Source organism: Hyphomonas sp., from assembly GCF_046313975.1.
GTDB lineage: Bacteria > Pseudomonadota > Alphaproteobacteria > Caulobacterales > Hyphomonadaceae > Hyphomonas.
Map to the genome: position 1 here is coordinate 17,534 of NZ_JBKBXB010000040.1, position 11,427 is coordinate 28,960.

General features: G+C 64.2%; 12 protein-coding genes. 7 read left to right on the plus strand and 5 right to left on the minus strand.

The genetic code is table 11. From position 1 onward, the window contains the following. Nucleotides 1-34: 34 nt before the first annotated feature. Complete coding sequence (locus ACK4TE_RS12995) at nt 35-1,039, plus strand: alpha/beta fold hydrolase (protein WP_409911955.1); 1,005 nt, start codon at nt 35-37, stop codon at nt 1,037-1,039. Nucleotides 1,040-1,048: 9 nt separating this feature from the next. Here the strand turns inward: ACK4TE_RS12995 and ACK4TE_RS13000 are convergent, their stop codons facing one another. Continuing rightward, on the minus strand, nt 1,049-2,035 hold the full coding sequence (locus tag ACK4TE_RS13000) for a 2-hydroxyacid dehydrogenase (protein ID WP_409911956.1): 987 nt from the start codon (nt 2,033-2,035) through the stop codon (nt 1,049-1,051). A gap of 137 nt (nt 2,036-2,172) precedes the next feature. Here ACK4TE_RS13000 and ACK4TE_RS13005 point away from each other — a divergent pair, with 137 nt between their 5' ends. From ACK4TE_RS13005 to ACK4TE_RS13025, 5 genes are all read left to right on the plus strand, one after another. Next, nucleotides 2,173-2,676 (plus strand): SH3 domain-containing protein, encoded by a 504-nt coding sequence (locus ACK4TE_RS13005; RefSeq protein WP_409911957.1) that lies wholly within the window; start codon nt 2,173-2,175, stop codon nt 2,674-2,676. A 62-nt stretch (nt 2,677-2,738) separates the two neighbouring features. Then, on the plus strand, nt 2,739-3,275 hold the full coding sequence (gene fabA / locus ACK4TE_RS13010) for a bifunctional 3-hydroxydecanoyl-ACP dehydratase/trans-2-decenoyl-ACP isomerase (RefSeq protein WP_409911958.1): 537 nt from the start codon (nt 2,739-2,741) through the stop codon (nt 3,273-3,275). A 516-nt stretch (nt 3,276-3,791) separates the two neighbouring features. Next, the gene (locus ACK4TE_RS13015) at nt 3,792-4,610 is read left to right on the plus strand and encodes an enoyl-ACP reductase (protein ID WP_409911959.1); all 819 of its coding nucleotides are present in this window, start codon (nt 3,792-3,794) and stop codon (nt 4,608-4,610) included. A 666-nt stretch (nt 4,611-5,276) separates the two neighbouring features. Next, nucleotides 5,277-5,534 (plus strand): YjhX family toxin, encoded by a 258-nt coding sequence (locus tag ACK4TE_RS13020; protein WP_409911960.1) that lies wholly within the window; start codon nt 5,277-5,279, stop codon nt 5,532-5,534. A 65-nt stretch (nt 5,535-5,599) separates the two neighbouring features. Continuing rightward, entirely contained in the window at nt 5,600-6,364 is a 765-nt protein-coding gene (locus ACK4TE_RS13025) for a hypothetical protein (protein ID WP_409911961.1), read from the plus strand. On the opposite strand, the gene ACK4TE_RS13030 is transcribed toward ACK4TE_RS13025, so the two are convergent. The 4 genes from ACK4TE_RS13030 to rpsO all read right to left on the minus strand — a co-directional run bounded on the left by ACK4TE_RS13030 (nt 6,348) and on the right by rpsO (nt 10,444). Beyond that, nucleotides 6,348-7,169: a CAP domain-containing protein gene (locus tag ACK4TE_RS13030; RefSeq protein WP_409911962.1), complete on the minus strand. Its 822-nt coding sequence runs from the start codon at nt 7,167-7,169 to the stop codon at nt 6,348-6,350. The two genes, ACK4TE_RS13025 and ACK4TE_RS13030, sit on opposite strands and share 17 nt — an antisense overlap. 28 nt (nt 7,170-7,197) lie before the next feature. Then, nucleotides 7,198-7,884 carry a uridine kinase gene (udk, locus tag ACK4TE_RS13035; RefSeq protein WP_409911963.1) on the minus strand — a complete coding sequence of 229 codons (687 nt, stop codon included), beginning with the start codon at nt 7,882-7,884 and terminating at the stop codon, nt 7,198-7,200. A 92-nt stretch (nt 7,885-7,976) separates the two neighbouring features. Beyond that, nucleotides 7,977-10,106, minus strand: coding sequence for a polyribonucleotide nucleotidyltransferase (gene pnp / locus ACK4TE_RS13040; protein WP_409911964.1), 2,130 nt, complete (start codon nt 10,104-10,106; stop codon nt 7,977-7,979). A 68-nt stretch (nt 10,107-10,174) separates the two neighbouring features. Then, nucleotides 10,175-10,444, minus strand: a complete 270-nt coding sequence (gene rpsO, locus ACK4TE_RS13045; RefSeq protein WP_409911965.1) for a 30S ribosomal protein S15 — start codon at nt 10,442-10,444, stop codon at nt 10,175-10,177. 245 nt (nt 10,445-10,689) lie between these two features. On the opposite strand from rpsO, the gene ACK4TE_RS13050 reads away from it, so the two are divergent. Further along, nucleotides 10,690-11,151 carry a DUF2721 domain-containing protein gene (locus ACK4TE_RS13050; RefSeq protein WP_409911966.1) on the plus strand — a complete coding sequence of 154 codons (462 nt, stop codon included), beginning with the start codon at nt 10,690-10,692 and terminating at the stop codon, nt 11,149-11,151. Nucleotides 11,152-11,427: the final 276 nt, after the last annotated feature.

Genomic DNA, 11,427 nt, shown 5'->3' on the forward strand with positions numbered 1-11,427 from the left:
ATTCGTTGCCAGACCGGGAAAGCTGCGTATCGCCATGTTCCGACGTCTCCTTGCCGTCCTCGTCACACTCGGAGTCATTCTCGGCGCAGGCTGGCTGACGCTCCGGCGCGATGACATCCCCTATGAACATCTCGAAGCGATCTATGCGAACAGCGACAGCCGCTACCTCGCCTTCGGCGACGACATGCGCATCCATTTCCGCGATACCGGCCCGCGCGACGCCCGCACCATCATCCTCGTGCACGGCTTCTCCGCGTCGCTCCACACCTGGGAGCCCTGGGTCAACAACCTGAAGCGCAATTACCGCGTCATCACGCTCGACCTTCCCGGCCATGGCCTGTCGCGCTGCATCGACAATTCGCAGATCGGCACGCAGCAATTCATCGACACGATCAACCGCGTCGCCGACACGCTGAAGGTCAGCCGCTTCACCCTCGCCGGCAACTCGATGGGCGGCGGCGCCGCCTGGGCCTATGCCCTCGCCCATCCGGAACGCCTCGATGGCCTCGTCCTCGTCGACGCCGCCGGCTGGCCGCGCGAAGACGAGGCAAGCGAATCGCGCCCGCTGATCTTCCGCCTGCTCGAAGTCGGCACCGCGCGCCGCGTGCTGCGCGATCTCGACATGACACCCCTGATCCGCAGCGGCCTCGAAGACAGTTTCGGCAATCCCGCTTTCGTCACCGATGAGATGGTCGAGCGCTATGCCAGCCTCTCGCGCGCACCCTGCCACCGCGAGGCGATGCTGCAGCTGACCTCCGGCCAGGGTGAGCGGCGCATCGCCAGCGCCGAACAGCTCGCCACCCTGACTGTGCCGACGCTCGTGATGCACGGTGAACTCGACAATCTCATCCCGGCATCACATGGCGAGAAATTCGCCGCCGCGATTCCGGGCGCCGAACTGAAGCTCTATCCCGGGATCGGGCATCTGCCTCAGGAAGAGATTGCCGAGGAATCGGCCGGTGACCTGCGTGCCTTCCTCAGCCGCCGCGTCTATGGCGTCGAAGACACCGGCCTCGGCGATCTTCCGGACACGAACTGAGCCTGATCTTCAGAGGATCGCCGGGATCACGCGGTCTGGCGGGCGATGGCCGTCAGCGAAGGTCTTGATGTTGATGATCACCTTCTCGCCCATCTCGGTACGCCCCTCGATGGTGGCCGAGCCCATGTGCGGCAGCAGCAGCACGTTTGGCAGGCCGAGCAGGTCCGGGTTCACCGCCGGTTCGCGCTCGAACACATCCAGCCCTGCCCCGGCGAGCTTTCCGCCCCGGATTGCGCGGGCAAGTGCGGCCTCGTCGATCACTTCGCCGCGCGCGGTGTTGATGATGTAGGCTTCCGGCTTCATCAGCGCGAGACGGCGCGCATTGATCAGGTGGAAAGTTGCCGGCGTGTGCGGGCAGTTGACCGAGACGATATCCATCCGCGCCAGCATCTGGTCGAGCGAATCCCAATAGGTCGCCTCGAGCCCTTCCTCGATGCGCGGGCCGACCGGCTTGCGGTTGTGATAGTGGATCTGCATGCCGAACGCCTTGGCGCGGCGCGCCACGGCCTGCCCGATCCTGCCCATGCCGATGATGCCGAGCCGCTTGCCGGACAGGCGCCGCCCCATCATCCAGGTCGGCGTCCAGCCATCGAACTGCCCGCGCTCCATGATCTGCACGCCTTCATGCAGTCGGCGCGGCACGGCGAGGATCAGCGCCATGGCGACATCGGCTGTGTCATCGGTCAGCACGCCCGGCGTGTTGGTCACCGTGATGCCGCGCTGTACGGCGCTGGCCACGTCAATGTTGTCAACGCCGGCGCCGAACTGCGCGATCAGGCGCAGTTGCTGGCCGGCGCGTGCCATCAGCCGCCCGTCGATCCGGTCCGTCACCGTCGGCACCAGCACATCCGCTGTCTGCATGGCCTCGGCCAGCTGTTCGGCGGTCATCGGCGTGTCCGCTTCGTTCAGCCTTGCATCGAACAGTTCTTTCATCCGCAGCTCGACGGCGGTCGGCAGCTTGCGGGTGACGACAACTTTCAGCTTTGCGGCCGGCATGGGACTCCCGTGGAATTACGTTTCTTGTTCCTTGCCGCTTACCAGAGCCTGCCCGCTCCGCCAATGACTCGTTGTTTTACGCGGGATTCATCCCGAACGGGTATTGCCAGACCTCCTGTCTGACCGAAGAGCTGCACATGAAACGGGCAATCCTCCTGTTCGCCCTCCTCCTGTCCATGCCCGCCCTGCCGCCAGCAGGGGCAGACGACCTGCCCGCCGTCCAGATCAGCCGTTTCTCGGACAAGCCTGTCCCGCGCTTCGAGTCGCTGAAATTCGGCAAGGTGCGCGGCCGTAAGGGCCCTGGCCAGAACTATGATGTCCGCTTCGAATACAACCTGCGCGGCGCGCCGGTCCTGATCCTCAAGGAAAGCGACACCTGGCGCTATGTGCAGGACCAGGACGGCGACCATGTCTGGATCGCCGCCTCCCAGCTCAGCGAGCGGCGCACGGCGATCGCCCGCGAAGCCTTCACCCTGAAAGCCGGGCGCGCCGCCGACAGCGCGGACGTTGCCCTGATCGGCAAGGACCGGCTCGTGGAGCTGGGCGAATGCGATGCAACCCAGTGCCAGATCACCGCCGACCGGTATCGCGGCTGGGCACCACGCGCGCTTCTGTGGGGCGCCACCGCCACAAAAGGTTGACTCTTGCCCCGCCAGCGGCTGGAAGCGCCAGAATCCGCCGAAACCACAGGATCAGAAACCCGATGTCCGGCCCGCACGATTTCCATACCCCGAAATCTTCCTACTCGAAGGAAGACCTGCTCGAATCCGGCAAGGGTGGCTATTTCGGCCCCGGCAACGCCCAGCTGCCCGAACCCCCGATGCTGATGATGGACCGGATCACCGAAATCTCGGTCGATGGCGGCCCGTTCGGCAAGGGCCATGTTGTCGGCGAACTCGATATCCACCCGGACCTCTGGTTCTTCAAATGCCATTTCCCCGGCGATCCCGTGATGCCCGGCTGCCTCGGCCTTGACGCCATGTGGCAGGCCGTCGGCTATTGGCTCGGCTGGTCGGGCTCGCCCGGCAAGGGACGCGCCCTCGGTGTCGGCGAAGTGAAGTTCACCGGCGAGATCACCCCCGACAAGAAGCTCGTGCGCTATGAGATCGACATCAAACGCGTGCGCCGCGGCAAGCTCAACCTCGGCATCGCCGACGGCCGCGTCTATGTCGACGGCGAGCATGTCTACACCGCCCTCGACATGAAAGTCGGCCTCAAGAACCTCGCGGATCAGGGCTGAAGCGTCCGCCAGCGCCTCCGGGGACGGGAGACTGAAGCGGGCGCGCGGGCTCCGTTGGGAACCGCTCTGCCGGCTTGCCCCGGAGATCAGGGGGCCGTCCGGCAGGCACGCCCGGCCAGCAGGGGTTGGGGCCCCCGCGCCGGCGGAACCCCGAACGTGCACAGGACCTGGCCAGCGCAGTACTTCCGGCCGGGTCCGGAACAAGTCCGGGACAGATCAGGCTTAACGCGCCCGGCCTCAGACGGCGCGGGACTTCTCCCCAGCGGTGTTTTGCAGTGCAGCGCGCTCGCCTGACGGCGCAGCGCCGGAAGTCAGAGGGCGGCGGCCCAGACCGGCTCGATCAGCACGGCAAGGATCACGAGAAGGGCAATGGCGGTGCGCATGGTCGGCTCCTGCGAGGCTGGCGGTTGCCGGCCTCACTGCAGGATGCATGCCGCCCTGCCCTGCCCCAGCTTGACGCGCCGCCGCCCTCCGCCTAGCCCAGCGCAGAAACCATATTCACCAAGGGAGGCCCCGATGGCCGATGACTGGAACATGCCCAAGGGCGACCTGATGAAAGGTAAGCGCGGCGTCGTCATGGGCGTTGCCAACCAGAACTCGATCGCCTGGGGCATCGCCAGCCAGCTCGCCGCGCAGGGCGCCGAGATTGCCTTCACCTATCAGGGCGAAACGCTGGAGCGCCGCGTGCGCCCGCTGGTCGAATCCATCGGCATGGACACGATGATCCCCGCCGACGTCACCGACGACGCCTCGATGGACGCGGCCTTTGCCGCCATCAAGGCGAAGTGGGGCAAGATCGACTTCCTCGTCCACTCCATCGCCTTTGCCGGCAAGGACGAGCTGATGGGCTCGATGGTCGCCAACACCTCGCGCGAAGGCTTCCGCCGCGCGATGGATATCTCCGTGTACAGCTTTATCGACTGTTCGCGCCGTGCTTCAGAGATCATGCCGGATGGTGGATCGATCATCTGCATGACCTATCTCGGCGCCGAGCGCACGGTGCCGTCCTACAATGTCATGGGCGTTGCCAAGGCCGCGCTCGAAGCGGCCACCCGCTATGCCGCGCGCGATCTCGGCCCGCAGGGCATCCGCGTCAACGCCATCTCGGCCGGCGCGATGCGCACCCTCTCCCTCGCCGGCATCCGCGGCGGCAAGAGCCTGATGGGAACGGGGCGCCAATGGTCGCTGCTGAAGGAAGACACCAGCATGGAAGGCGTCGCGGGCTGCGCGCTTTACCTCCTCTCCCCGCTCGGCCGCTCCATCGCCGGTGAAGTCATCCACGTCGACGCCGGCTTCCACGCCGTCGGCGTCCCGGATGGCGGCGGGGAGGAATAAGTGCCGAAAAAGCTTAGCCAATCTCTGGAAGTTCGGAGAACTACGGAGCCATGCGCTCGGTTCTGGACCGGTAGCACGTTGTTCTGGAATGCGGCGCAAACACTCGAACTTGGCCTTCCAAGGTTGATTCTTGCGCTTCACGCGGTTGAGCTATCACTCAAAAGTTATCTACTAGTCGCTGGGGTCGCAATTGAGGAGCTAAGTAAGCCACCTTACGGTCACAACCTCAAGAGCTTGATTACGAACTCCGTAGACAGAGGAATCGGGAGATTCGTAACGCTTCCCGTGTTGTTTGAAGACCAGATCGATTTGCTCTCGGAAGCTCACGCCTCTCGATTCTACATGTATGAGTATACAGGGATGATCGGCGGATCCAGCGACCTCGTCGACTCGATTGCTTCGGCGATCTGTGTCAATCCAATGCCTTGGCATTCGGAATGGCGACCTGGAGTCTAGCTTTTCGATTGACGCTGTTAAACCGAAGCGCAGAATGGTCTCTTCTCCGGAGCGCTTATGTCTCTCAATCTGTCTGAGTCCCGCTAGAGGGCCTGCCGTTCCCGCGCCGATCCCGGCGCAAGGCAGGCCGGCAAGAGCGACAGCGCTGGCGCCCCCGTGCGCCGGCAACGTTCCTGCGCGCCCCTGCGGCGCCTCTCCGGATCTACACCAATGGACATCTCCCGCGCCGAACAGCGCATCCTCCACCTGCTCGCTCAGGGCGGCTGGATCGACCTCATCCGCGACGACCAACGCAAGCCTTCGGAAGTTCACTGCTACACCCGCGACGGCTGGCGCCTCGCCCGCCTCGACATGGATCTCTTCCGTAAGCTGAAGCGCAGGCGCACCATCGCCTCGCAGGGCGGCAAGCCGTACCGCATCACGCGCCGCGGCCTGCAGCTCGTCCGCGCCCAGCCGGACAATTGCTGAGAGCTCTTGCCTCCCCGCCGGAATTGCCGGACGCTTGCGTCTGTCATCCGGCGGGGAGAATTTTCATGCACCGTTTCATCACGCCGCTTCTCGGCCTCGCCCTGGTGTTGCCCGGGTGCGCGGCGCCGCCAACGAAGATACCGCTGCCGCAACGGGTGGAACCGGCCAGCAAGCCGTGCGCCGGTGCCGAAATCTTTGATCTTGAAAAACTCGCGGCAAAGATCGCCGTGGATGACGAAGCGCGCATCGCACGGATTGCGGAACTGGTCGTCCTCACCCCACTACCGCCCGGCGCGGGAGAGGCGGAGACACGCATCCGCGTGCGCGTGCCGCCCACCGGCATGTGGGGCCTCGATACGCGCGTCACGCTCTGGAAAGATGATGCCGGCGTCTGGCAGATCGCCACAAACAATATCGACACGCACGCCCCGCCGCCGCCCCCGCCTCCTCCGCCCGCACCGCTCGGCGAAGATGGCCAGCCGCTCTGGACCTATCCGCCGCCACCGCCGAAGCCGCCGCCTTTTCTCACCTCCGCGCTCGCGCCCGGAGAGGCGGCCGAACTGGACGCCGCCCTCGCCGATCCCTGCTTCCTCAATGGCCCGCACCGGCTGCCCTACGCCGTGCCACTTCTGAAGAAAGACGAGCATGGCCGCGAAGACTGGCTCTGCCCGCCCAACTCTGCCTGGTACACCGCCGAAGTGAAACAGCCCGGCCAGCCGCCGCGCTACATCTCGCACGCCTGCTATATGGACTTCGCCGTCTCGAAGCTCCTTACACGGATGGCTTATCTCAACGCGTCGCCGCCAGACCGGATCAGCGCTGAACCGTGAACACCGGGCCGAGAAAGCGGATGAAGTAAAACTCGTTCACGCGCTCGCCCGGCTGGGTCGCGTAGACCGACAGGCGCGCATTGTCTGCGGCCGAAGACAAATGCGGCGTCGCAAACGGCTCTCCCGAAACGGAGATCAGGTCGTAGCGCACGAACCTCCACTCCTTCAGCCCGCCCGGCGCGGCCAGGCGCGGGTGCTCCGGCAGGTGCAGCGGCGCATCCTCCGCCAGCGTGCCCGATACGCGCAGGAACAACTGCGTTACCCACACCCCGTTCTTCGTGCGCACCACGCCAAAGGCAGCATGAGTTGCCTTGGGATGCAGAATATTCTCGCGATGACCCGGACTGTTCATCAGGTTCTCGTGCAACCGTTTCAGCGCAAACTTCGCCCCCAGCGTGCCGCCCTCGCGGGACAGCGTCGCCACATTCTCCGCAGAGAAATCCGCGAACACCCGCCGGTCGAGCGAGGCGATCCGCGCATCCGGCACGCGCCCGTCCGGCCCGGCATGCCCGAAGAAACCGTTCACTGCCATGTCGAGACTGTGAAAGCGTGCTGGCGCGGCGAGGTCAGCCCGAGCCGCCACCGGGTTTAATCCGTAGGCGGCGCGTTCGGCGTTGACGAGTTTCAGGAAGTCGGCCTCAAGATCGCTGTCGAAGGCAAAGCCCACCGGTGGCGCCGCAAGACAAGCCCGCGCCGTTTCGACATAGCCCGCCACCTGCCCCGGCCGCGCCTTCAGCGACAGATCGCAGGCAAGCGCCGGAAAGGCTGCCAGAACACTGCAGAGGAGCAGAATCAACGCGCGCATGCACGCCGAGTCTAACACAGCTGGAGGCTCAGATCACGCCCGCCGTCTGCAGCCGCGCCATCACCGGCGCCATCATCCGCTCGATCGCCTCCTGCGACGGCTTCACGTCGCCATAGGCCGGCACGCCTTCATCCGCGATCACGAGGTCGGCCTCGAACATCGCCGGATAGGTGAAGCGGTAATGCGCCGCCCGCACGGTCGACATGTATTGCAGCAGCACCGAGTCCACCGTCCGCCCGCGTTCGATCACATCGCGCCGGATACGGCGCGCGAGGCGCAGGTCATCCGGCGTGTCGACATAGACCGACAGGTCGATGAAGTTGCGGATCTTCGGCATCGACAGCGCATGGATGCCCTCAAGGATCAGCACCGGCGCCGACTCGATGCGCCGCGTCTTCTTCGAGCGGTCATGGCGCTCATAGTCATAGATCGGCTGCTCGATCGTCTCGCCCGCCTTCAGCGCGCGCAGGTCCTGCACCAGCAGGTCCACTTCCTTCGACTTCGGATCGTCATAGTTGATGCCGGCGACAAGGGCATGGCGCTCCTCATCCGTCTTCGGCGTGCCGTAATAGCGCATCGGATGGTAATAGGCGTCCTCGCCGAACATCACAGCCTTGCCCGGCCCCAGCCGCTCCAGGAGCGCCACCGCCAGCGTCGACTTGCCCGACCCCGAGCCGCCCGACATCGCAATCAGGAAGGATTTCTTCTTCGACATTTCAAACGCCCTTTTCCCGCATGACAGCCTTTCCATGAAAAAGGGCCGCCCCACAAGGAGCGGCCCTTCCCTATTTCAAAAGCGCGGGGCGATTACTCGCCGGCGTCCGCGCCTTCGATTTCCTTGCCGGTCTCCTGGTCGACGACCTTCATGGAGAGGCGGACCTTGCCGCGCTCATCGAAGCCCATCAGCTTCACCCACACCTTGTCGCCTTCCTTCACCATCTCTTTCGGATGGCCGATGCGCTTGTTGGCCATCTGCGAGACGTGGACGAGGCCGTCCTTGGGACCGAAGAAGTTCACGAAGATGCCGAAGTCCTTCATCGACACGACCTTGCCTTCGTAGATCTCGCCGATCTCGGCTTCCGCCGTGATGCCCTTGATCATTTTGATCGCGGCATCGATCGACTTGCGGTCGAGCGCAGAGATCTGCACCGTGCCGTCATCCTCGATGTTCACCTTGGCGCCCGTCTCGTCGACGATGCCGCGGATAACCTTGCCGCCGGAACCGATCACGTCACGGATCTTGTCGACCGGGACCTTCATGATTTCCATCTGCGGGGCGGTATCCGCCAGCTTGCCGCGCGAGGCTGACAGGGCTTTCGACATCTCGCCGAGGATGTGCATACGCCCACCCTTCGCCTGCTCGAGCGCCTTGCCCATGATGTCCTTGGTGATCCCGGCCACCTTGATGTCCATCTGCAGCGAGGTGATGCCCTTCTCGGTGCCCGCCACCTTGAAGTCCATGTCGCCGAGATGATCCTCGTCGCCGAGAATGTCAGAGAGGACCGCAAAGTCCTTGCCTTCCAGAATCAGGCCCATCGCGATGCCGGAGACCGGGCGTGCCAGCGGCACACCGGCATCCATCATTGCGAGCGAGCAGCCGCAAACCGTTGCCATAGAGGACGAGCCGTTCGACTCGGTGATCTCGGAGACCAGACGGATCGTGTACGGAAAGTCCTCATGCTTCGGCAGGACAGCCTGCAGCGCGCGCCAGGCGAGCTTGCCGTGGCCGATCTCGCGCCGGCCGGCGCCGCCCATGCGGCCCGTCTCACCGACCGAGTAGGGCGGGAAGTTGTAGTGAAGGAGGAACTTCTCCTTCTTCGTGCCGTCGAGACCGTCGATATATTGTTCGTCATCGGACGTTCCGAGCGTCGCGACGCAGATCGCCTGCGTCTCACCGCGCGTGAACAGGGCCGAACCGTGCGTGCGCGGCAGGAAACCTGCCTCGGCCACGATCGGACGGATCTGGTCAAGCTTGCGGCCATCGATCCGCTCGCTGGTCTTCAGGATGTCGCCGCGCACCACAGAGGCTTCGGCTTCCTTGAACACGGCCTTGAACACTTCGGCCGTCATCACGCCCGGCGCTTCCTCGGTGCCGACGAGGGCGGCTTTCGCCTTGTCGCGGGCCGCGCCGACAGCGGCATAGCGCTCGCCCTTGGCGGTGATCTTGTAGGCTTTCGACAGGTCGGCGCCGACGAGTTTCTCGATCGCCTTCAGCTCGGCGGAATGATCCACCGGCGTAAAGTCGAACGGCTCTTTCGCGGCTTTCTCGGCGAGGTCGATGATCGCATTGATCACCGGCTGCATCGCTTCGTGACCGGCAACCACGGCGCCGAGCATGATTTCCTCGGACAGCTCATAGGCTTCCGATTCCACCATCATCACCGCGTCTGCCGTGCCGGCGAGCACGAGGTCCAGATCGGACTCCTCAACTTCGGCCACGGTCGGGTTGATGATATACTGGCCATCCTTGTAGCCGACGCGGGCCGCGCCGATCGGGCCCATGAAGGGTGCGCCGGAGAGCACCAGCGCCGCAGAGGCGCCGATCATGCCGACGATATCCGGATCGTTCTCGAGGTCATAAGAGAGGGTCGTCACAACCACCTGGACTTCATTCTTGAAGCCATTGACGAACAGCGGGCGGATCGGACGGTCGATCAGGCGCGAGGTCAGCGTCTCTTTTTCGGTGGGTCGGCCTTCGCGCTTGAAATATCCGCCGGGGATGCGGCCGGAGGCGAAGTATTTTTCCTGGTAATTCACGGTCAGCGGGAAGAAGTCCTGCCCCGGCTTGGCTTCCTTGGCGAACACGGCGGTCGCCAGGACAATGGTATCGCCATACTGCACCATCACGGCGCCATCGGCTTGACGTGCCACCTGGCCCGTCTCGATCTTCAGCGTGCGGCCGGCCCATTCCAGCGACACGGAGTGTTTATTGAACATGTCTGTCTTTCTTTCACATACGAAAAGCCCGCCGCGGCCCTATTGCCCGGCGGGCTTGTTTCCGGAACCTAGCGGCGGATGCCGAGTTCCGTGATGAGCTTCGCATAGCGCGCCTCATCCTTGCCCTTGACATAGTCAAGCAGCTTCCGGCGGGTGGCGACCATGGTCAGCAGGCCCCGGCGGGAATGGTTGTCTTTCTTGTTGTCCTTGAAGTGGTCGGTCAGGTTGTTGATGCGTTCGGTCAGGATCGCGACCTGCACTTCCGGCGAGCCCGTGTCGCCCGGTTTGGTGGCGAACTTCTTGATGAGCTCTTGTTTACGTTCTGCGGTAATCGACATCGGATAGCCTTCTGGTTAAAGCGCCCGCGGGCGCCGGGTTCACTAGTCGCCTGAATTGGCGGGATTTTTTGGGAACGGCCCTGATCAAGTGGCCACAGCCGGGATGTCGTCCAGCAGGGTCAAGAGACAGACCTCCGCCCCAAAAACGGGCTTATGACCCAAAAGGGCCCCCAAGGAAAGGGGGCGGGGTGCATCCTTGCCGGGAACGGCTAGACTGGGGGTCAGATTCGCCCGGACCCGAGCCCATGCCCGACCCCCTCCCCTCCGACATCGCCCATATCATCCAGCTCGCCATCGCGCCGGTCTTCACCCTCGCCGGCATCGGCGCGCTCCTGAACGTCATGGCCAACCGCCTTGCCCGCGTCGTCGACCGCTGGCGCTCGCTGGAAGGCGAGCTTGCCCGCCAGGACGAGCCCACCAGCCGCCTGCACCTCGCCGAGCTTGCCGTCCTCGACCGGCGCATGGTCCACACCAACCTTGCCATCGCGCTCTCGACCCTCGCCGCGCTGCTGATCTGTATCGTCATCATCCTCCTCTTCACCGGCCAGCTGATCGCCATTCCGGTCGCCCCCGCCGTCTCGATCCTGTTCGTCATCTCGATGAGTCTGCTGGTCGTCGCCCTCATCTCCTTCTACATTGAAGTCCGCATTGCCAGCCGCACCCTCCGCGTCACCCGCGCCCTCCTGGAAACCGGCAAGAAACAATAAAAAACTGGAACCGCTGCCCCTGAAACTCCTCTCCCGCACGCGGGAGAGGCTGCGAAGGAAAAGCGATTGCCCTGCAATCGCCCTGAGCAGGCCCATTGCGCCGCAATGGGAGGTGAGGGCTTATGCAACACCAGATCCAGCTAAACGCGTCAAAATCCCCATACGGATCAAAGCCCGAAGCAGAAAGAGCGGAACCCGAACGCTACACCCCCGCGCACGGGGTTATGCTCCCGCCCATGATCTCCATGCGCCAACTCCGCAGCGATCCCAACTTCG